The following is a 21,825-nucleotide window of genomic DNA, read 5'->3' as shown; positions in this document are numbered from 1 at the left end:
CAATAAAAAAAGCGACATCTTAAACGATATCGCCTTTTTTATTATCGAACGCTAAAGCGTTCTCGTTATTTTTCCCTTTTATTGTTGAACCGATAGAATATTTACATCATAACGGTAACAGCTGTTAACCGGAATAGTGCCGCCATTGGTATCTGTGCCGTAAGCCAGCGTAGAAGGCACCAAAACCGTCATTTGTGCGCCAGGCGTTCCATACAGCAATGCTTGTCTCAAACCAGTATGCGTGTCTGTAGACAGATCCATGGAAACGCCCGTGCCTGTGCTTGTATTGTAAGAGTCGGCGGTTAAAATGCCATCAAACAAGAAACCAGAGTATTGAACCTCCAGTACAGATGTTGCCGTAACTGTATTGCTGGCAACGCCTGCGCGTGTAATTCTGTAGCGCACACCGCTTGGCAACTTAGTAAAGTCAGATTCTTTCCAGTTATTAGCTAGTATATAGTTTTTTATAGCCACATCATCATACGCAGCCTGATTATCAACAATGTTGATATAATAATCAAGACCCTGATTACCCGCTACACGGTTATTAGCATCGCTACTACCCGTACCACGACCAGCTGTGCCAAAAGCCAGGTGAGACGGCACCAATAAACGCATACGGCCACCTACATATTTCAGGTTATTGATCAAAGCAAGCATCACACCTTTGGCCATATATTGGTTGTTTTGAATATGACCAACAAAATTATAGTAGTGATTATAAGTGGTATCGGTTGAGGCAAATTTGCCGTCAAAACTTTTGAGTGTGTAAACCACCGATACTTGAGTTGAATAATCAATAGGCTTTGCGGTGTTGCCCGGTGTAAGTATCTGGTAGTACATACCGGTAGTATCTCCGCTGGTCAGGTCGCGCTGCATGCTGCTGGTTAAACCGTTTTCGCTCATGTACTGCACCATCTGCTGCTGGTCGTATGTTTTAATATCGACATTATTCCTGTCCTTACGGCACGACACCATGGCAACTGCACAAATCAGGATCAGCGTAAAAGTTATTGGTTTCATTTAAAAGTTATCAGTTCGTTATATCAAAAATGTCAATATCAAAATCAAGCACACTGTTTGCCGGCAGGTTCAGATTAGGCTGATCATAGGGCCCATAGCCATAGCGCGATGCCATTAGCAACCTTACCTTACCGCCTTTTTTTACGCCTGAGTAGGTGAGGCCCAATTGCCAGCCCTTAATCAGGTTACCCAGGGTATAAGCCGGGTGAAAAGTATCGGTTGAGGCAAACACCTTTCCGGTAGTTAATATTTTTCCGGTATAGCCCACCGTAATTAGCGATGAGTTGGCAATAACGTTACTCCCCGTTCCCGGATCGCTTACTATGTACCAAACACCTATGGTATCTACATTGCTACCCAGCGGCTTTACCTGTTTGGCCTGACCAGTTAGTCCATTCTGGGCTATATAATCACGCAGCAACTGGTCGTCTTTTGCGGCCTGCTCTTTGATCTGCGCAATATCCCCATTAGCCTTTTTACAGGCCGACAGCGCAAACAGGCTCAAACAACAAATAATCAGTAACCGGCTCATTTACTTTTCAATCGGCAAATTTATTGTTTTAAACGGCAATTACAGCAGCTTAACACTTTTTAACAAATTAAACTTTTAGACTACTACAACGGCGGGAAGGCCCGGGGTATTATTCGGGCTTGTAGTTTAATGTGAGTTGATTGATCTTTTTCAGCGTGTTGATCAACTGGTCTTTCTCTTTCTCTGAAATATGGGCATTAAGGTAGTTGTTAAACTGTTTTACCAAGCCGCGGGCCAGGTGGCGTTTTTCTTTACCCAGTTCGGTCAGGAAGATCTTTACCGAGCGTTTGTCGCCCTCATTGCTTTGACGGTAAATCAGGTCCATCTTTTCCAGTTGACTCAGCATGCGCGACAAGCTGGTTGATTTCAGCCCCAGCAAAGCAGCTACTTCAGAAACCGTGGTGCCTTCCTGCTCATTGATGTTAATAAGCAGATACCCGATAGACTGTGTAATACCAAACTCGGCCACCATCTGATTGTAGCGATTAGCCACAGTTTGCCAAACCACCTTTAAAAAGTAGTCAATTGTTTCCTGGTGCTTTATTTGGTTGCGCATGTTATCACAAATGTAGAACTAAAGTGCAAAGTTAAAAATTTTGCCCCGTTTTGAGCGGGCCGAAATATGCGGTAAAAAGCGATATATCTATCGGTTTGGCTTGCTTTTACAACATGGTTATCAACTGATAACGCCGCTATTTGATTTACTATTTTTCATTTTTTTAAACTATATGGTCAATAAATTGTCAATAGAGGCGTTTTATTGCAAATACTACCACTATGAAAAAAACTTCCCTAATCATTTTTGCCCTGACATTACTTTTCTGCGTAAAGCACGCATCAGCCCAAGATTATAAAACGGCCGTTGGCCTGCATTTCAGCTATGAGGTTGGCCCATCCATCAAATATTTTTATGAGGATGATACCGCACTGGAAGGCATCGTTGGCTTCCGCTCGCACGGCGTGGTATTTAGCGGCCTGTGGGAAAAGCATGTACCTGTTTTTGATGTAGACAAGTTGAAATTCTTTTACGGCTTTGGCGCGCACATTGGCGGCGTGGGTGCTGGCACCTACCGTCGTTTTGGTACCGACGATATCAACTATCAAAACAACACCATCTTGCTGGGCGCAGACGGTATCATCGGCATGGAATACAAAATTCCAACGGCGCCTATTGCCATTAACCTTGACCTGATGCCGCGTTTAGAACTCGCACATGGTCCGTATTTTGATATTTCGCCAGGACTGGGTGTAAAGTACACTTTTTAATCGTCTTTGACAGAAATTAAAGATCAGTTAATCAGAGATTCGTGTTCTCTGCTAACTAAAACAAACATTGCAGTCGCTCGCGATGACACCACAGGTGTTGGGAAAATGTTAAAAATCCCCTCTTGAGAGGGGGCGTGTTGACGGTGCGGCTGCAGGGGTGTGTCATTCGCACGTATATAAGGACACACCCCTCCACCCCTCTCAAGAGGGGAATCGCACTATTCCACCGCTTCTTTTTATCTTCCCAATACCTGCATCGATAACGCGAGTGACGATTATCCGGCGGCCTCTGGCCGCCGTTTTTGTTTGTAAATGCTCAGGTATTCGGGGCTAATAAAGTTAAATCTCTTTATAAAAGTCTGACGCGGCTTATTGCTCAGAAATCTTGACAAAATATTATCGAACCCTTGTCGCGGAACAGTAAAATTAGTTATGAGCAATTGCTTGTCGAACGTGCATATGACCATATATCTATAAGTTCCGAACTTTCCCAAATTAGACTGATCGAATAGCAGCACCTTTTCTACGTCATCGCGATGAATAACAAAACTTTCGTCGTTCTGAAGGAAAGTCATTTCATTTCTATCTTCGTTGATAATAATCGTTTTGTTACTATCGGCTCTGTTGTATTGACAAATTACTCGAATAACATATTGCTGGAGATATAGCAGGTAAGCGGGGGCCGAACAACCCAGTAAAACAACCAACGGATACCGCCATGCGCTAATAATTAAGGCAACCGGTGGTGTCAGAAACACCAAAAAAAAGATGAGTTCAAAACCCCATCGACGTGGTTTAAAAACATATGTCTTAGCCGTTTTCATGCTGCTTTGATGACAGGTCTAATACGGGGGCGAAGTATTTAAATGTAAATATAGGCATTGGAAAGTACAAGCGTATTGATCTTACTAGAGTCGCCGTTTTTGTTCCCCCGTAGAGCCACATAATTGTGGCTCCCGTATGTCTATCGCCGGTAAGCCACAAATATGTGGCTCTACATTTATGTCTAATTAACCAACAAAAACTATATTTGCAGCGCTTTGAATATCCGCGAAGTTTTAGACGAATATAAGGCAGACGAACGGGTGAAGCAGCTGGCAACAGCCCTCAATGCTTCAAAAAATGCCCGCGTGCAGCTGCGTGGTTTGGTTGTATCTGCCGATGCGACCGTGGCGGTAGCTTTGTATTTTTTGCAGCACAAGCCCATGGTTTTTGTACTGCCAGACCGCGATGAGGCCGGCTATTTCCAGGCCGATCTGGAAAACCTGACCGGCAAAGAAGTTTGCCTTTTCCCATCATCATACCGCAAACCATTTGAGTTTACCCAGGCCGATAGCAGCAATGTGCTGGCCCGGGCCGAGGTGCTGAACGAGTTGAACCACTCGTCTGAATACGGCAAACTCATCGTTACCTATCCCGAAGCGCTGGCCGAGAAAGTGATTGATCGCGTAGCACTGGAGAAAAACACGCTCGAAATTGCCGTTAACACCAAACTCAGTATTGATTTCATTACCGAGTTTCTGGTAGAGTATGATTTTGACCGGGTTGACTTTGTGTACGAGCCAGGGCAGTTTTCGGTACGTGGCGGCATTGTGGATATCTTCTCGTTCTCGCATGACCTGCCTTACCGCATTGAGTTTTTTGGCGATGTGATTGAGTCTATCCGCACGTTTGAAATAGAGAGCCAGCTTTCTGTTGAACAGATGAAGAGCATTACCATTGTGCCCAACGTACAATCAAAGTTCCTCACCACCAACAATATTTCTCTGCTGGAATTCATCGATCCAAGTACCCAATTGTGGATTAAGGATGTGCAGTTTACCTTCGACATCATCCAAGAGGGCTACAAAAAAGCCAACCAGTTATGGAAAGCGCTCAGCGCTGATGAAAAGCAACATAACCCGGAATGGATCGATCCGAAATTTAACTTTACCGACGAGAAACTGATAGCCGACCAACTGGCCGACTACCCGGTGATAGAATTTGGCAAGCAGTTCTTTTACAATGGCCGTAACGAGATCAGGTTTGACATACGTCCGCAGCCATCGTTCAACAAAGACTTCCAGCTGCTCATCCACAATTTTAAAAACAACACGGCCGAAGGCATCACCAATTACATACTAACCGACTCGCCTAAACAGGTAGAGCGTTTGTATGCCATTTTGGATGACCTGGATAAAACGGTAAAGTTCATTCCGCTTAACCTGTCCATCCGCGAGGGTTTTGTAGATCAGGAGCAGAAGATTGCCTGTTATACCGATCACCAGATTTTTGACCGTTACTATAAATACAAGCCCAAGAAAGGTTATCAGCGCAGCCAGGCCATCACCCTCAAAGAGCTGCGTGAACTAAAACCGGGCGACTACGTAACCCACATTGACCACGGTATTGGCAAATACGCCGGACTGGAAAAGGTGGAGACCAACGGCAAAATGCAGGAAATGATCAGGCTCATTTATGCCGATAACGACCTGCTGTACGTCAACATCAACTCGCTTAACCGTATTTCTAAATACAGCGGTAAAGAGGGTACCGTGCCCAAAATGAACAAGCTGGGTACCGATACCTGGGAGCGACTCAAAAAAACCACAAAAAAAAAAGTTAAAGACATTGCCCGAGATCTGATTAAGCTTTATGCGGTACGCAAATCTCAAAGCGGCAATGCCTTCTCGCCCGATAGCTACCTGCAAAATGAGCTGGAAGCCTCTTTTATTTACGAGGACACGCCCGACCAGGAAAAGGCCACCAATGATTTTAAACGCGATATGGAATCGCCGCACCCGATGGACCGCCTCATCTGTGGCGACGTGGGTTTCGGCAAAACCGAAGTAGCCATCCGCGCAGCGTTTAAGGCCGTGGCCGATAGCAAGCAGGTGGCTGTATTGGTACCAACCACCATTTTGGCGGCACAGCACTACAAAACATTTTCAGACCGACTGAAGGGCTTCCCGGTTAATATTGATTACATCAACCGTTTCAAATCGACCAAGCAGATCAAAGAATCGCTGGAAAAATTGCAGCAGGGTAAGGTTGATATCATTATTGGTACCCACCGTTTGGTGAGCAAGGATGTGAAGTTTAAAGACCTTGGCCTGATGATTATTGACGAAGAGCAAAAATTTGGCGTAACCGTAAAGGAAAAACTGAAACAGATGCGCGCCAATGTAGATACGCTGACGCTGACGGCAACGCCTATCCCGCGTACGCTGCACTTCTCGCTGATGGGAGCGCGCGATCTTTCCATCATCTCTACCCCTCCGCCAAACCGTCAGCCGGTAGTAACCGAGCTGCACGTTTTTAACGAGAAGCTGATTAAAGAAGCCGTAGAGTTTGAACTGGGTCGTAACGGACAATTATTCTTCATCCACAACCGCGTAGCCGACTTACCGCAACTGGGTGGCTTGATCAAAAAGCTGGTCCCGAAGGCCCGAATAGGCATAGCTCACGGGCAGTTGGAGGGCGATGACCTGGAAGACGTGATGCTAAAATTTGTGAGCGCCGATTATGATGTACTGGTGGCCACTACCATTATTGAGGCAGGACTGGATATCCCGAACGCCAATACCATCATCATCAACTACGCGCACATGTTTGGCCTGAGCGATTTGCACCAGATGCGTGGCCGGGTGGGCCGAAGCAATAAAAAGGCATTCTGTTACTTGCTGAGCCCGCCGATGAGTACTTTAACTCCCGAGGCCCGTAAGCGACTGAGCGCCATTGAAGAGTTTAGCGATCTGGGCAGCGGTTTTAATGTAGCCATGCGCGATCTGGACATCCGCGGCAGCGGTAACCTGCTGGGCGCCGAACAAAGTGGTTTTATTGCCGAGATTGGCTTTGAAATGTATCACAAGATCCTCGACGAAGCCATTCAGGAACTAAAAGACGATGAGTTTAAAGGTTTGTTTACCGACGAGAAACCCCGCCCGTTCGTCAGCTTTACCCAGATTGATACCGACCAGGAGATCCTCATCCCCGATGAATATGTAACCAGTATAGCCGAGCGTTACAACCTCTACACCGAGCTCTCTAAACTGGAGAACGAGGCAGAGCTGAAAGCTTTCCAGCAACAGCTGCATGACCGCTTTGGCCCCGTACCTGCCCCGGTAAGAGATATGCTGAGTACCATGCGCCTGCAATGGCTGGGCAAAACCATCGGCTTTGAAAAAATATCGCTCAAGAAAAACGTACTGCGCGGCTACTTCATCGCCAACCCTAAGTCGCCTTACTTTGAAAGTCAGGCGTTTAAAAACGTGCTTGATTTTCTGCAGTTCAACCACCGTCGCGCTAATCTGAAAGAGATCAAGAACAGCCTGCGCCTGAGCGTTGAGCATGTAGAGGATATTAACCAGGCCGTCGCCGTACTGGAAGAAGTGGCCGGTGTGGGGGACTGAGTTACCTTCTCTTTTCATGGAAGGAATTTTGATTTTATAAACACACTTCTAAACCGCGCAACTGAGCTTATATTTGTGCCATGAAAAACCTTATCAAAGCTACCCTGGCCGTTGCAGCAATTGCATTGATGTTTGCCTGTAACAAGAAAAACGACCCATCAGATCAAACAAACAACACAAACACCTCGCTTGTAGGCAAATGGCTTGTGGTTAAAGAGAACATCAAAGTATATTCACTAGCTAACAATGACCTCCTCAAGGACTCTATACGAGACTATACAATATCTTATAATGCATTAATAGCCTGGTCTGAAATCTACAAAGCTGATGGCAGGGCTTATGTAACAGGACACCCTTATACAAAAAGTGGCAAAACCGTTGTTGATACAAGTGCTTACCTTAAGTATACCTTTAATAATAACGTGCTCATGCAGTCTAATACAGATGGCACAAACCCAACCACATGCCAGGTATCTCGTTTGGACGACAAGCAGTTGGAATATACAGTTACCTCGAACCGCCCTCCTGATTCTGGCTGGGGCTTGAATACTTCTAATACTTATAAATACGTTAGTATTTATACCTATACGCGTCAATAGTAAACTTTCTAAGCCGTCTTCTGGGTATTTGTATTAAGCGGCATTTGTCGCAATCGCCCCCCGTGTTTGACACAGGAGGCTATCACTCATCGTGCTTGTGCTGCCTAACTTTGTTTTATGGAGAAGCAATTAGCAGAACAGCTTAAACAAACCAGGGATGGTTTTTTGGCGGCTTTAGACATTTTCAGTCCGGAGGAATTTAATACTGTTCCATTTGAGGGCAGCTGGACACCGGCGCAGGTAGCACAACACATTTTGTTATCCGTTACCGGCACAGGACAGCTGGTTACCGGCCCAACACAAGCAGCGGATCGCGACTGGCAGCAAAACGCCGCCCAGCTGGCCTCTATCTTCCTCAACTTTGAGATAAAAATGCAGGGGCCCGATTTTGTGCAGCCAGATGACCAGCCCAAAGATCAGCAGGAAATCATTACGCAGTTGCGTGCGGGGTTTGATAAATTGGTAACAGTAGCTGCAAACGAGGACCTGACCGAAATCTGCACCGCAGGCGAGTTTCCTACCATGGGGCATCTCTCGCGCTTCGAACTACTGACGTTTGCAGACGTGCACACCCGCCGCCATACCCACCAGCTCCAAAACATCGCCACACATTTTGCTTAAGCCCGATGACCACGGTCGAAATATTTAAAACCAACGTATGCGAACCACGGACCGGCCAGCGGCTCATCAAAAAACTGCTGCGCCATTACCCTGAAGCGCGCATCAACTTCGATCTGGAAGATTGCGACAGGGTGTTAAGGGTAGAGGGACGGCTGTTATCTTCGGAACAGATTGCAGCGACTTTGCAGAATGAGGGGTTTGAATGCGAGGTGTTAAATTGAACCTGGATTTAACGAATTTTTAGGATTTACAGGATGCCTGTTCTATTTATCTAACACGTCTTTGCGAGGCACGAAGCAACCTCTGTACAGGATAGTCGAATATGCAAACCCACATAGCATTTGCAGAGATTGCTTCGTGCCTCGCAAAGACGTATTGGCTTTATCCTGTAAATCCTAAAAATTCGTTAAATCCTGGTTCCCTTACGCCGCCTTATTATACTTATGCTTATACTCCACCGGCGACAGGCCCGTTACCTTTTTAAACACCGTGCGGAAGGTTTTCACATCGGTATAACCCACATCATACATCACCTCGTTAATGTTTTTGCGGCTCACCTCCAGGCTTTTCTTGGCGGCTTCCATTTTTACGCGTTGTATGTATTCGGTTACGGTGTTGCTGGTGGCCTGTTTAAAACGACGCTCCAAACTGCGACGACCGAGGGCCAGCATATCTGCCAGCTGATCTACTGTAATGCGGTCCTGAAAATTCTGTTCAATGTATTCCTGCGCTTTTTTAACAGGGGCATCCTCGTGAGCTTTTTGCCCCTGGAAGATGATGAATGGCGACTGGCTATCGCGATCGATATCAATCATAAACGCTTTTGAGATCATGATGGCCATTTCTCTACCCGCATGTTTTTCCACCAGGTAAACCATCAGGTTAAGGTAAGAGTAAGCACCCCCGCTGGTGTAAATGCCATCTTCCTCGGTCATAATTTTATAGTCAACCAGGTTTACATCCGGGTACATCCTCCTGAAATCATTTGCTGCCACCCAGTGCGTGGCACACTGCTTTCCTTTTAACAAACCGGTGGCTGCCAGCACAAATGCACCGATGCAAAAACTCACCAATTCGGCACCTTTGTTATATTGATCCACTATCCAGGGTAGTAATGCGGCATTGGCCTTTAACGTCTGCTCAATATCGCCGTGCACAGCGGGAATGATCACCATATCGGTTTTCTCAATGTCTTTATACAGCACATCGGGTTTAATGGTAAACAGGCCGTTACGCTGTGGGGTAGGCGCCTCCAGGCCCACCATCTGCACGTTAAACAGTGGCTGCTGGCCCATCATCTGCATAAAGTTATTAACCTCTGTAAGAATATGATGGCTGCCATCAATGTTACTCAGGCTGGTATGGCCCACGGGTATCAGTATTGAAACATGTTTCATGGTAAAAGTAAAACTAAAAAGAAAATCTGTCGCAAACAACCCGCCATGTTTGCGCAATGGCCCCTCACGGCAGCCTGACTTTCAGGGTACTTTTATATTGTTCAATCACCAGAAACAAAAAATAATCTATAATTTAACATCAAACCATAATCACTATATCACTCCAAACAATCATCATCATGGAACTAGTACTTATCATTGTTTACTTCATTCTGGGCCTTATTGGCACCATAATAATTATTCTCCTTATTGCCGCAGCTGCCAGCAGCGAAGATTATACCATCAGCAGGGAGGTAGTAATCAACCGCCCGCGACAGGAAGTTTTTGACTACGTGCGCATCCTCAAAAACCAGGACTATTACAGCAAATGGGTAATGACCGATCTGAACGCGCAACGCACATTTACCGGCACTGACGGTCAGCCGGGCTTTTTGTACACCTGGGATAGCGATAACAAACAAGTAGGACAGGGCGAACAAGAAATAAAAAGCATAAAAGAAGGCCAACAGATGATTACCAATGTGCGTTTTATTAAACCCTTCGAAGGCGGACTTGAAGCCACTTTTACCACCAGGGATGCTGGTCAGGGCCAAACCAATATCAACTGGACCATACAGGGAAAACGCAACTTGATGATGCGTATGTTCCACATTATGATGAGCCTGCCGAAAAAATTGGGAGCCGATATGGCCGAGAGTTTGAACAACCTGAAACGTGTATTAGAAAAATAGAACATTGTCATTGTGAGCAAGGCTGTGTGGGGATTCCTCGCGTGCACTATTCTTGCGACGAGATTGCTTCGTCACCCCAACGTTTGATCCCAGGGTGCTCCTCGCTATAACATAATAAACAACTGCTATGAGAAAAGTAATTTTATTTATACACCTGTCTTTTGACGGCTGCGTAGCCGGCGCGGAAAATGAGCAAGACTGGATGACCCGTACCGACGATGAGATGGGCGCCTTTATGGCGGATGGTATGGTAGAAAATGTAGATACCATTTTAACCGGCCGCAAGCTATATGAAGGCTTTGCTCAGTTTTGGCCGGGCGTGCCTGCTATGCCTAACATTCCGCCAGAACTGGTAGCCTTTGCACATTGGATGAACGATACCCGCAAAGTGGTGTTCAGCAAAACGCTGGATAAGGCAGAGTGGACCAACTCTGTAATTGCCTCCGGCGATGTTGCCGACGAGATTACCAAATTGAAAGCACAACCGGGTAAAGATATGGTGATCTTCGGCGGGGCCGAGATGGTGCAGGAACTAACCAAACGTGGTTTGGTAGACGAGTATCATATTAAACTGGAGCCGGTAATATTAGGCAACGGCAAACCACTATTTAAAGAAGTGACCGACCGCGTGCAGCTGAAACTGATCAAATCTAAAGCGTTTGAAAAATCGGGCGTGGTAGGGTTGTTTTATGAGGTGGTGAGGTAGGCTCACATAGCAACTCTTTACCATGATGTCATTTCGACGAAGGAGAAATCTTATACGAGTGCAAAGAAACCTCTTTGGCTTATCGCTTATATAAGATTCCTCCTCACGCTACCGCACAACCAACCACTTGTTCGTTTGGAATGACAAATGGAGTATGCGCAAACAAAACCCTTCAACCGAGTCTTAATTCTATAACAACTTTAAAACGAAAGCTTATGATACTTTATGAGCAGGCATTTGCCGGATTTGCCGTTAAAGACATTGAGGCAGCCAAACAGTTCTACACCGATAAACTGGGCATCAGCATAGATAGCGGCCCCGAGGGTACGCTATCGCTTAAATTTGGCAACAACACGGTATTGGTTTACCCCAAGCCAGACCACGTACCCGCGGTTTTCACGGTGCTTAATCTACCGGTTGACAATATTGATACCGCGGTTGATGAACTAACCGCCAAAGGTGTAAAATTTGAGCACTATGATCTGGGCAGCGCCAGCACTGATGAGAGAGGCATCTTCCGCGCAGGCGGGCCGTTGATTGCCTGGTTTAAAGACCCATCTGGCAACATATTTTCTGTATTGCAGAAAAACTAAATTAGAACAACATTTTTCAAAGAAGGCGCTACTATGGGCGCCTTCTTTATTACTATGCATGCATATTAATGGATTCAATAGCGTATTTTCTACACTAAGGCCATTTCAAATTCTATTATAAAACATCAATTCGGATGAAATAATGGAAATTTACAAAAGCTTACCAGCCTAAAAATTGCAACAAAACGAGTTTAAACAACTATTGCTTGTAATAATGATAATGCGTATTGCGGGTTAGCATTATTTTAATGAATATTACTGTTTATTAAGCAAACCAATTAAACATCTAATTTTACTGTTATTTCTGGCATGACGGATTATACCACATTGTCTGAAAATATTCTTGTTGACTTGCTGCGCGATGACAAGCTTGGCGCCTTTAAAGAACTCTATAAAAGGCACTGGAAAAAGCTTTATAACGCGGCCTGGAAACGCCTGCGCAATAAAGAGCTGTGTGAAGAGATTGTGCAGGAGTTATTTACCAACCTGTGGGTTAAGCGCCATTCATTACCGCTCATTAACGGGGTATCGTCATACCTTTACTCGTCTGTTATCCATCTGGTGATTGATCATTATCGCAAAGAGCTGGTGCGCGAGAAGTATCGCGAAGCTTTTATCGCTGTACATGGTCACGAAACCGATAACTCTACCGAAGAAACCATCCTGCTGAAAGACCTGACTGACACCATTGAACAGGAGATCAGTCAGCTGCCTGATAAATGCCGCTCGGTTTACGAGCTAAGTCGCAAACAGCACAAAACCAACAAGGAGATTGCGTTGTATCTGGGCATCTCAGAAAAAACGGTTGAAAACCATTTAACTAAAGCACTTAAGCGTTTGCAACTGGGGCTGAGTCACTATCTGGGCTTCCTGGTGTTTCTGTTGATAAAATAATTCTTTCGCAGTCGCTCGCAAAGACGCCATAGGTGATGGAAAGATGCTAAATCCTCTTCTTGAGAGGGGAATAGTCCATCAATTGGCAGGAGTATAATAAATCCCTCCTTGGGGAGGGGCGTGGTGGCATTGTGAAGTGGCGGGGAGGGGTTTATACCGCATGCAATCGCACAAACCCCTCCCTACACCCTCCCAAGGGAGGGAATCGCACTGGCCTTCGCGTCTTTAGATGCTCGCTGCCTCTTTATGGGCTATTACTCTCTTGAAAGGTTGCGCGTTGATGGTGTGACTGCAGGGGTGTGTTATTCGCACGTATAAAGCCCCCCCCTTCCGCCCCTCTCAAGAGGGGAATCGCACTATTCCACCGCTTCTTTATTTAGTCGCCCTATTTATCCCGATCACTGATTAACTAATCTCCAACCACTACTACCCACATTTTCCCTTATCTTAGCCGTCAGTGATGACACGCATTTCAAACAGGTTATCTACCTGCATCTTACTGATAACCCTGGCGGCCATGGTTGTGGCTTGCGGGACCGATAAAGGCACCAGCGTAAAACATACAGCTCAACAAGCGCCGCCGCAACCTACTTTTAAATCGGTTTTTAACAAACGTTTTACCGAGGTGCGCCGGGCCTTTAGCTCTGGCTATTCTTTTGCCGATAATGGTTACCAGATTGAACCCAACTGGAAGCTGGCCTTTACCAGCGATACTACCGTAAACATCTGGAACCCCAAACGCAAGGTATTTGTAGACGATCCGGTAACGTTTGATCATGACTCGGTTTTTAACGTGGCCTGGGCATGGCTGCGACTGAAAAAGCTGACTAAAGACAGCATTCGATTCCAGGTGCTGCAGGTGCGCAACAAGGTGATTGAGAATGATAAATCGGTAGTGTTTATGACGCTTTATGCTGATGACTATATCCGCAACGTGCTGCATCGAGATCCGGCCAGCATGCAGCAGTTTACCCATGCCGATACCGCTTTTATCCAGAAGAAAAGCGCCGCTGCCAATGCCGATCTGAACAAAGCATTCTCTGCCCGTCAGTCGGTACAATTAACTCCTGCGAGCAACCTCATCAGCGTGCAGCGTGTCCCGGCCGACACTACCGAGTTGCAGCCCGATATGCCGCCTATTGATTATATGCTACCCGAGTTTAACATCACCATCAACAAGGCTTATGAAGATTTTCATTACGCTTTTAGTGCCTGGGTGGATGCAAAGGGCAATATCATCTTCCGCAAATCAGTGGATAGCATTGAGCCTGAGTTTCAGGCATCTTATCTAAAAGCCATGAAGGGCATTGTGGATGGCTACTTAAAAGCTTATCTGAAGGTTACACCGGGCAGTACGCTGGGCATCCCGCACAGCAGTATTATTATTTTGAATGTGACAGGCAGGCAGTAACAGCATCGAAAATCTATAAAAAGAGGGATGGGTATGTCAGCCTGAGCCTGTCGAAGGGCGCGCGAAGGCCAGTCAGCCCGCAATGCTTCGACAAGCTCAGCATGACATGAGGTTATTAAAGAAGGGCTTACTCTACCCCCAACTCTTTCATCAACCTGGCAACCGTAGCTTCCAATTCGGCTACGCGCTGTTCTAGCGAAACCACACGCGGCTCTACGGCGTTGCTGGCACGAACAGTTAGCTCGGCATCATCGTCATCTTCGGTTATTTCAGGTTCACCAGCCAGCAGGTGGGCGTAGCGGGCTTCTTTTTGTCCGGCGCGGCGGGGGAGCTGAACTACATAAGCAGGCTCATCGGCGGCCAATTTTTCTAAAGTTTGTTGTACCTCGTCTATCGACTCAAACTCCCATAAACGGCCCGAGTTGGTATTCAGTTCGCCAGGTGTTTGCGGACCGCGTAGCATCAGCAGACAGATAATAGCTACCTCTGCCGGTACAATGGGGTAAACAATGGCAAAGTTGTGCTTAAACTTTATGGTACGGCTGCCACCTCCGGTTGCCGTTGAGATCAATCCGCGTTTCTTGAGCGAATCCAGCGCGTGGGCCACCGTATTCTCATCATAATTAACCACCGGCTTGCGCGATGTTTTCTGGTTGCAGGCTGCCGTTAAGCTGTTTAACGACATGGGGTAATACTCGGGCGTGGTACGCGCTTTTTCCATCAGCGCACCCAGTACGCGCAACTCTTCGGCGCTCAGTACGGGTAAGGTAGCAGGTGAATCCATCGGGTTAAATATAGAAATATACATTAACAAAACATCCACCATCACAAGGCGGCAGCATGTGGCTAGAGGGTAGCTACTGATTGCTCAATCAGTTCAAATCACGACCCTCAACCCAATACTCGCTTCTTTTTTCCGTTCCTGGAGAGCTATACGATATTTTAGTATAACTACCGCGAGTCGCAATTACCCCTACGAAATCTTGCCTTATAAGATACCCCTTTCGCTGCGCAAAGGTTATACCGTTATAATCAAACAAGTTGGCCTTTTTTGAAACAACAACTTTCAGTTCTGAGATATTTAATCTCTCTCTCAATAAGAACGTATTCTGATTATTTTTCTCATCAGTAAAATCAGTTGCTAAATAACCTCCATCTGGCGATCTGGTCAGAACCATTCTCAAAGATCTGTCATCGTCAGATATTATCAGTTTACCAGGTATTTTCAGGTCGTAACCAGGGTAGCATGCTACAATTTGCCAGACTCCCTTCTTAGATATCTTGCCATGAATGTAGAAGCAGTTTATATCGGTAAACGAATGGTTTTTTTCATCCCATTTATCGTAATATTCATATGCGCCTGTTATTGAGGCACCTGTTATCGCAATAGTAACCTTACCAAAGTTAGAAGTGTAAACTCCACTTCTATTTTTACTCCGTAATGTATCTTCACTTCTAAGCGAAGATGACAAAAACAAACAAACTGAGATCAACAATATCACTTTAAAACTCATATACAGTTGTTTTCTGAGGGTAAGACGATTGGCGACATAAATATAATCAGCCTTAGTAAACCACAAAAATGTAGGCCGCCAACTATGCCAATTACTTCAACAATCCTTTACTTTGCAGCACGCTGTCCGCCGCGTGCCGGTTATAGTTTACATTGCTAAATGCAGGGGTCACCATTTCCCAATTAAAAGGATAATCAGGTTTGGAATAAAAAATCTCGGTGCAGCCTTGCCAATCGGATGGTGTCTTAAAATTAAACTCATCCGGAGGAAAGGCCCGGCGGTTGATGCGCAGCACCCCATCGGCCGGTATAGCATATTCCTTATTAAAAATGCCGGTTTGTTTGAAATCTTTAGGCGTAAGACCTTTAGGGTCATCAATAATTACCAACACTTTACCGCTCATTTGATAAAGATTGAGGGTAAGGCCGCGTTCTTCATAACGGTTGGCAATCCGGAAGAGGACGATCAACCCAATTTCTATCAGCGTTACCCAATTGTAGTGCATGCGCTTAACCAGGAAACCATCCAGCAGCATGGCCAGCAGCACTATGGCAATATAAGCCGGGTACATCAACCCCCAGATATTATGCTTAAACACCAGGTGGATGAGAAAATAACCTTTATAGCAAAAGAACAAAATGAGCAGCGGCCCGGCAATCAGGAAAAGAGTGGGTGACGTTTTTAAACGCCTTAAAAAGTATTTCATCGGTTCTTATGGGCGAATATGATAATTTATCGACAAACCCGCTGCACAAAGCAAAACTATACCCATTAAATTTGGATAATGACAACCGACGCACCAAACGACCGACCGCGTATCCTTTACTCGTGCTACCATAGCCGCAGCCGTGAAGGGGAGCAGTTTGTACCCGAGCACATTTTCAGCTACCAGGTGGCAGGCACTATGATGGTGAACGATGGCGAGCAGGAGTTTGCGAATCAGCCCGGTGATTTCCGTTTTATGCGCCGCAACCGGTTGTTAAAATTTTCTAAAGTGCCGCCAGAAAACGGCGGAGACTTTAAATCGATCTCTATCCGCTTCAGTCAGGATATGCTGCGCAATTTCAGCCTCACGCACGCCTATAAGGTAGACGGCCCGGCTTTTGATGGCACCATCCTGAAACTGGAATCCAATCCGCACTTTAAAGCCTTTATCAACTCGTTATTACCTTATCTGGAAACCGAGGCTCCCGATCCGGAGTTGATGGAACACAAGGTAACCGAAGCGCTGATGCTGTTGCTCAAAACCAATCCGGAGCTGAAGAACACGCTGTTTGATTTTAGCGAGCCGGGCAAGATAGATCTGGAAGCTTTTATGAACCGCAATTTCCATTTCAACGTAGGGCTAAATCGTTTTGCTTACCTCACCGGCCGCAGCCTGGCCACCTTTAAGCGCGACTTTGAGAAAGCATTCCACACATCGCCCAGCAAATGGCTGCAACAACGCCGCCTGCGCGAGGCGCATTATCTTATCAAAGAGAAAGGTGCCGCCCCCTCAACTATTTATATGGATCTGGGTTTTGAAGATCTGTCGCATTTCTCTTTTGCCTTTAAAAAGATGTATGGGGTAGCGCCGTCGCGAGTGTAAGCGTGCCATTTTATTTGGAGGGATACAAATAATGCCTATCTTTCATTAACAATTTAAAGGGCTACACTAATACTGCCCGGCCAATATTGTATGAAAACCAAACCATATCCCACCCTCATTGCCGCAGCATTGTTGCTGGCCGGCATCACCCTTTTTACCCATTGCAAAAGCAAAACTGATAATACCAATGGCATTACCCAGTTTTTAACCCTTTTTAGCCTGCAGGTAAAAAGTGCGCAAACCGACTCATTAGTACAGGCCTTTAATATGCCCACCCGCCGGGGAGAGGTAGCTCGCTTTGTTAACCTGATATGCGGCAAAAGCGGATCTGTTAAAGACAGCAAGCCTATTTTTAAACTTGATCTGGATATTGCCGATTGCACCATTACAACCGTTACTCCTGAGGTCTCTACGGCTACTTTTTCAGTGAATCTGCATCGTGATAGTATTGAGACTCGTTCAACTATGCTCACCTTCCGCATAAAAAAAACGGGGAAAGACAATTACAAGATTGTTGATGTAGACACCAAAAAGTTTCTGGGTGATTATATTGATTATGAGAACCTGGTGCATGAAAAAACGCTGACCGACAAAGACATTTACAGTCCGCAAACACTGGCGGCCTTTGCTGCGGCCGATTCATTAAAAGCCCAGTATGATACCATTCCCTGGTTTCAGCACCTCAATGGTAAAACCTATTTCTTTGTTGTTAAGGGAGATAAAAACTTTGATGTTTCCTTTTATAAAGACACGGTACTCAACTATCAAATGGGCCTGGTAGGCCCCGGCAGAAAAGAAATAGTACCGGCAGCCTTTGACCTGGTGCACAACATTGGCGCAACCTACCCAACGCTGATAGAGGTGGAGAAAAGCCACAAACGTGGTTTTTACAGCCTTGATGGCAAGCTGGTTTTGCCGGTAGTATATGATCAGATCTTCCCATTGAATGACGCCGCCAACCTGGCCGTATTACGCAAAGGCGATGATTATTACTGGTGGAAGAACGACTACACCGTAACCGACAAAGACCCTGGTATCCAAATAGCCAACCTGTTGCCACGCATCAAAAACATAGGCCAGAGTTTCACACTGAAAAACACCAGCTTTGAGAGCATAACAGAACACAACTCGCGCGAGGAACATAACAGCGTCTACCTTCCGCCATCTTACCTGGTAGACCTGGGTCTGATGCCAACTGTGGAATCATATATAAATCCGTTACGCCGGAATGTGTTTGGAGAAGGCGCCACTCAATACAGCGTAAAAACCGAGGAGAAAAATACCAGCGACAATTGGTTTACTTCGATCTTCTATTCCATCCGCGATTATTTTGTGGGCGGTCGCGGCGAATTTTATGATCGCAAGAAGATCATCCTAGCCAATAAAAAGAATAACAGAATTTACGGTGCCGATGTATCCACCGATTTTAGCGAAGATGAGGATGGTATTAATTTTGAAGGAAAATGCAATGTTAACAGCATCAGGCAGCTAAATGACACGCTCTTTGAAGCGCGCACCGCCGGCAATTTGCAAATTACGCTCTACACCCGCGATTATTATGTATGCGGCGGCCCCGGCTATCATTACCTGGTTATAAAGAACAACAAACTGGTAGAACTGCCCAATCACCGCAAATTTGGCTTTACCAAGTATGTGCAAATGGACGACAGCTACTTAAACGCCTGCTATACGTTAGATGATAAGACTAGCATTAACAAGGTAAACACCGAGATGCTGCGTTATATGAAAAACGAAATCTATGCCGATTACAAGTATCACTTTAAGGATACAACCTGGAACAACGTATTTCAGGAGAGCCTGTTTTATAATTACGCTGAAAAAGATAAGTACAACGACAATGTTGATGACTCATTAACGGCTATAGATAAATATAACCTTGCCTTTATTAATAAAAAGCTGAATGCCCAGCAAGCCAGCAAAAAAGCGTTAGCTGCCAAATGAGGATTACCGGTATTCTACTGCGTGCGCTGGCCTTTGTGTGGATTTTGCCCTTGAGCATCAGCACCTACCAATACCTTAATTTTAAGAACGACGAGGGTTTTCTGCAGCTAAAGCAAATGGCCGTAAAAACGGGCTGGTACCTCCCTGCATTTTATGCACACATTTGGGGCAGCAGCCTGATTTTGCTGGCCGGGTTTTTCCAATTCTCCAGATGGGTTTATCAGCATAAAAAGCTACACCGCCTGTTGGGAAAGATCTACGTTTTTGGCGTGCTGTTTTTTGCCTCACCCGGCGGTTTTGTGATGACCTGGTTTATCCACCGCGGCCCGGGCGTGTTTCTATCATTCCTGCTGCAAAATATGCTTTGGGTGTTTTTTACCTCCGCGGCCTGGGTACTGGTATTACGCGGCGATATACAGGGACACATAAAAATGATGAACCGCAGCTATGCCCTGGCCTTTGCCGCAGTAACCCTGCGGTTTTACATCTGGATGCTGCATCAAATGGGCGTAGGCGTTGCTTTTGATAATAATTACCTCATTATTGCTTTTGCAAGCTGGGTGCCCAATTTATTACTGGTAGAATGGCTGAACAGGTATAGAATGATGGGCGTTGCTTTTGCCGGGCAAATAGGCAATTGATTTACAGATTTGTCAATTGCGGGGAACGGAGACAGCCGACCGGAGGGGCTCATTAATTCCATTAAAAAACAATTAATAGAATTAATAAGCTCGTCACATTATAAGATAGCAAACTAGACTATCCTTCGAGGAGATTGCTTCGTTCCTCGCAATGACAATGTGGATAAAGTGCACCACTACTTAATACGTCGCGGCCAGTTTCAAGGCCTCATAGGCATTCACAATTCCACCGCTAACGCAGGTATCGGCAAAGGGGATACTTCTGGTGCTTTTCTCGCCTACCTTTACTTTTACATCGTGGTTTACCTTGGTTACCGATTTCATGATGATCTCTTTGACCTGCACGGCAGTTAGTTTAGGATAGTAAGAACGGATCAAAGCAGCTACCCCAGCCACAGATGGTGCAGCCATGCTGGTACCATCGTGTACGCGGTATTTAGAATCGGGTGAGGTAGAGTAGATTTTTACGCCGGGCGCAAACACATCCACCGTGGTTTTACCGTAGTTAGAAAAATCGGCGGCCAACTCGTTGTTATCTCTGAAAGACGAAGCGCCTACCTCAATCCAGGCATCGGCTTTGCCACTGCCGTCTTCGTAACGGGGGTTAGGGTAGAAGGTAGTCTCGTCGGTATTCTTATGGTCGTTACCTGCGGCATGCACCAGTAATACGTCTTTACTCATGGCAAATTTCACGGCGGCATCTACCGTTTTTTTGTCCCACGAGTAATCTTTACCAAAGCTCATGTTAATCACTTTAGCGCCGTTCTCTGCTGCGTAACGGATGGCGTTGGCTACATCTTTATCGCGCTCATCTCCATTTGGTACCGTGCGTACCGACATGATCCGCACATCATCGGCCACGCCTTTTACGCCCAGGTTGTTATCGCGCTGCGCGCCAATGATACCGGCCACGTGCGTGCCATGCTCATCGCCGGGGCCGCCTACATTGTTGTTGCCGTAAAAGCGCTGGGTGTCATCAGTATAGTTGTCGCCAATAGAATCACGCGGATCAAAGTCAATATTCAAGTGATATTTCAGTTCATCCTGCGCAAACTGGTAAGGCTCGTCAATCTCATCCCGTCTAAACTCGTCAAATGTGCCCGACCGCCAGTTGAGCAGTACAATTTTTTTCAACGCGGCCTGCACCTCATTTTCGGGATAATAACGCAGCATGTCCACATAAGTAGGATCTTGTTTACCTACAGACCGTAGCAGGCTTTGCATATACGGCAGAAACTTGCCCAGATCCTCAGATGTTTTTTGCGCTTTCTTGATCTTATCGTTCAGCACATCATCCAACTGCTGGTACTTTTTGTATTTAGCCATCTGCTCTGGCGTAAAATAGCGGGTATCGGCATACTTATACTCCACCATATCGCGGCGCAAAATGCGGGTTAGCTCCAGGTTATCATACTGCAGACTGCCTTTGTCTGAGCCGATAAAGTTCCAGCCGTTCACATCATCAGGGTATCCGTTCTGATCATCGTCCAGCTTATTGCCGGGTATTTCTTTGGGGTTGGTCCAGATCTCGTTTTTCAGATCTTCGTGATTAATATCTATACCACCATCAATCACTGCTACCACTACCGGCACGTGCGGCTTCCCTTGCAGCAATTCCTTATATGCCTTCTCGGTGCTCATACCAAAATTACCGTCGGCCTGCAAATCAAGGTTTTGCCAGTTGGGCAGGGGATAGTCTATTTTTTTAAGACGTTGTGCAGAAAGAGAAAGCGGCAGGCACAGCCAGATCGCCAGTAAGAGTTTTATAAATGGTTTATTCATGTCTATTTCGCTTGTCCGCCTTGTCTGAGCCTGAATTTGTGGAAATTTTTGCAAAGCCCTGTTAAAGTATCAACAATTATGTCATTTCGAACGAACAAGCGGAGGCAGCGTAATGGCGTGAGGAGAAATCTTAGACAATCTGCAAGCCACCTGCCCGGCGTGGGGGCTAAGATT

22 protein-coding genes are annotated in these 21,825 nt (G+C 45.9%); 13 read left to right on the top strand and 9 right to left on the bottom strand.

Features of this window, described 5'->3' with window-relative positions; translation table 11 throughout:
- Window positions 1–78 precede the first annotated feature (78 nt).
- The 3 genes from ABZR88_RS21105 to ABZR88_RS21095 form a co-directional block, all read right to left on the bottom strand.
- Entirely contained in the window at window positions 79–1,023 is a 945-nt protein-coding gene (locus ABZR88_RS21105) for an FKBP-type peptidyl-prolyl cis-trans isomerase (protein ID WP_107827934.1), read from the bottom strand.
- A gap of 10 nt (window positions 1,024–1,033) precedes the next feature.
- Window positions 1,034–1,555, bottom strand: coding sequence for an FKBP-type peptidyl-prolyl cis-trans isomerase (locus tag ABZR88_RS21100; RefSeq protein ID WP_107827933.1), 522 nt, complete (start codon window positions 1,553–1,555; stop codon window positions 1,034–1,036).
- 109 nt (window positions 1,556–1,664) lie between these two features.
- Window positions 1,665–2,099: a MarR family winged helix-turn-helix transcriptional regulator gene (locus ABZR88_RS21095; protein WP_211309780.1), complete on the bottom strand. Its 435-nt coding sequence runs from the start codon at window positions 2,097–2,099 to the stop codon at window positions 1,665–1,667.
- A gap of 233 nt (window positions 2,100–2,332) precedes the next feature.
- Between ABZR88_RS21095 and ABZR88_RS21090 the strand changes: the two genes are divergently transcribed.
- On the top strand, window positions 2,333–2,821 hold the full coding sequence (locus tag ABZR88_RS21090) for a hypothetical protein (RefSeq protein WP_107827931.1): 489 nt from the start codon (window positions 2,333–2,335) through the stop codon (window positions 2,819–2,821).
- 275 nt (window positions 2,822–3,096) lie between these two features.
- Here ABZR88_RS21090 and ABZR88_RS21085 read toward each other — a convergent pair whose 3' ends face one another.
- Window positions 3,097–3,645 carry a hypothetical protein gene (locus ABZR88_RS21085; RefSeq protein WP_107827930.1) on the bottom strand — a complete coding sequence of 183 codons (549 nt, stop codon included), beginning with the start codon at window positions 3,643–3,645 and terminating at the stop codon, window positions 3,097–3,099.
- Between the two features lie 216 nt (window positions 3,646–3,861).
- On the opposite strand from ABZR88_RS21085, the gene mfd reads away from it, so the two are divergent.
- The 4 genes from mfd (at window position 3,862) to ABZR88_RS21065 (ending at window position 8,653) form a co-directional block, all read left to right on the top strand.
- Complete coding sequence (mfd, locus tag ABZR88_RS21080) at window positions 3,862–7,212, top strand: transcription-repair coupling factor (RefSeq protein ID WP_107827929.1); 3,351 nt, start codon at window positions 3,862–3,864, stop codon at window positions 7,210–7,212.
- Between the two features lie 80 nt (window positions 7,213–7,292).
- Window positions 7,293–7,811, top strand: a complete 519-nt coding sequence (locus ABZR88_RS21075; protein ID WP_107827928.1) for a hypothetical protein — start codon at window positions 7,293–7,295, stop codon at window positions 7,809–7,811.
- Between the two features lie 117 nt (window positions 7,812–7,928).
- Window positions 7,929–8,432, top strand: coding sequence for a DinB family protein (locus ABZR88_RS21070; RefSeq protein WP_107827927.1), 504 nt, complete (start codon window positions 7,929–7,931; stop codon window positions 8,430–8,432).
- Between the two features lie 5 nt (window positions 8,433–8,437).
- Window positions 8,438–8,653, top strand: a complete 216-nt coding sequence (locus tag ABZR88_RS21065) for a hypothetical protein (protein ID WP_107827926.1) — start codon at window positions 8,438–8,440, stop codon at window positions 8,651–8,653.
- A 201-nt stretch (window positions 8,654–8,854) separates the two neighbouring features.
- Here the strand turns inward: ABZR88_RS21065 and ABZR88_RS21060 are convergent, their stop codons facing one another.
- Window positions 8,855–9,829 carry a GlxA family transcriptional regulator gene (locus ABZR88_RS21060; protein ID WP_107827925.1) on the bottom strand — a complete coding sequence of 325 codons (975 nt, stop codon included), beginning with the start codon at window positions 9,827–9,829 and terminating at the stop codon, window positions 8,855–8,857.
- Window positions 9,830–10,008: 179 nt separating this feature from the next.
- Here ABZR88_RS21060 and ABZR88_RS21055 point away from each other — a divergent pair, with 179 nt between their 5' ends.
- The 5 genes from ABZR88_RS21055 to ABZR88_RS21035 all read left to right on the top strand — a co-directional run bounded on the left by ABZR88_RS21055 (window position 10,009) and on the right by ABZR88_RS21035 (window position 14,164).
- Window positions 10,009–10,560 carry an SRPBCC family protein gene (locus ABZR88_RS21055; RefSeq protein ID WP_107827924.1) on the top strand — a complete coding sequence of 184 codons (552 nt, stop codon included), beginning with the start codon at window positions 10,009–10,011 and terminating at the stop codon, window positions 10,558–10,560.
- Window positions 10,561–10,687: 127 nt separating this feature from the next.
- Entirely contained in the window at window positions 10,688–11,266 is a 579-nt protein-coding gene (locus ABZR88_RS21050; protein WP_107827923.1) for a dihydrofolate reductase family protein, read from the top strand.
- A gap of 215 nt (window positions 11,267–11,481) precedes the next feature.
- Window positions 11,482–11,859: a VOC family protein gene (locus tag ABZR88_RS21045; protein WP_107827922.1), complete on the top strand. Its 378-nt coding sequence runs from the start codon at window positions 11,482–11,484 to the stop codon at window positions 11,857–11,859.
- 309 nt (window positions 11,860–12,168) lie between these two features.
- Window positions 12,169–12,753 (top strand): RNA polymerase sigma-70 factor, encoded by a 585-nt coding sequence (locus ABZR88_RS21040; protein WP_107827921.1) that lies wholly within the window; start codon window positions 12,169–12,171, stop codon window positions 12,751–12,753.
- A 460-nt stretch (window positions 12,754–13,213) separates the two neighbouring features.
- A complete protein-coding gene (locus ABZR88_RS21035) occupies window positions 13,214–14,164 on the top strand; it encodes a hypothetical protein (protein WP_107827920.1) in 951 nt (316 codons plus the stop codon).
- A 127-nt stretch (window positions 14,165–14,291) separates the two neighbouring features.
- On the opposite strand, the gene ABZR88_RS21030 is transcribed toward ABZR88_RS21035, so the two are convergent.
- The 3 genes from ABZR88_RS21030 to ABZR88_RS21020 form a co-directional block, all read right to left on the bottom strand.
- On the bottom strand, window positions 14,292–14,948 hold the full coding sequence (locus ABZR88_RS21030) for a YceH family protein (protein ID WP_107828042.1): 657 nt from the start codon (window positions 14,946–14,948) through the stop codon (window positions 14,292–14,294).
- An 88-nt stretch (window positions 14,949–15,036) separates the two neighbouring features.
- A complete protein-coding gene (locus tag ABZR88_RS21025; protein ID WP_146166508.1) occupies window positions 15,037–15,678 on the bottom strand; it encodes a hypothetical protein in 642 nt (213 codons plus the stop codon).
- Window positions 15,679–15,769: 91 nt separating this feature from the next.
- Window positions 15,770–16,384 carry a hypothetical protein gene (locus ABZR88_RS21020; protein ID WP_107827918.1) on the bottom strand — a complete coding sequence of 205 codons (615 nt, stop codon included), beginning with the start codon at window positions 16,382–16,384 and terminating at the stop codon, window positions 15,770–15,772.
- Between the two features lie 78 nt (window positions 16,385–16,462).
- On the opposite strand from ABZR88_RS21020, the gene ABZR88_RS21015 reads away from it, so the two are divergent.
- From ABZR88_RS21015 to ABZR88_RS21005, 3 genes are all read left to right on the top strand, one after another.
- Window positions 16,463–17,266, top strand: coding sequence for an AraC family transcriptional regulator (locus ABZR88_RS21015; RefSeq protein ID WP_107827917.1), 804 nt, complete (start codon window positions 16,463–16,465; stop codon window positions 17,264–17,266).
- A gap of 90 nt (window positions 17,267–17,356) precedes the next feature.
- Window positions 17,357–19,228 (top strand): YARHG domain-containing protein, encoded by a 1,872-nt coding sequence (locus ABZR88_RS21010; protein ID WP_107827916.1) that lies wholly within the window; start codon window positions 17,357–17,359, stop codon window positions 19,226–19,228.
- Window positions 19,225–19,869 carry a DUF2306 domain-containing protein gene (locus ABZR88_RS21005; RefSeq protein WP_107827915.1) on the top strand — a complete coding sequence of 215 codons (645 nt, stop codon included), beginning with the start codon at window positions 19,225–19,227 and terminating at the stop codon, window positions 19,867–19,869. The genes ABZR88_RS21010 and ABZR88_RS21005 overlap by 4 nt, the downstream gene beginning before the upstream one ends.
- Window positions 19,870–20,049: 180 nt before the next feature.
- On the opposite strand, the gene ABZR88_RS21000 is transcribed toward ABZR88_RS21005, so the two are convergent.
- Window positions 20,050–21,651, bottom strand: a complete 1,602-nt coding sequence (locus ABZR88_RS21000; RefSeq protein WP_107827914.1) for a S8 family peptidase — start codon at window positions 21,649–21,651, stop codon at window positions 20,050–20,052.
- Window positions 21,652–21,825: the final 174 nt, after the last annotated feature.

Origin of the sequence: Mucilaginibacter yixingensis (genome assembly GCF_041080815.1) — a bacterium.
In the GTDB taxonomy this organism is placed as follows: domain Bacteria; phylum Bacteroidota; class Bacteroidia; order Sphingobacteriales; family Sphingobacteriaceae; genus Mucilaginibacter; species Mucilaginibacter yixingensis.
The sequence above is the reverse complement of the archived record's forward strand: the minus strand, read 5'-3'. Positions and strand labels throughout refer to the sequence as shown.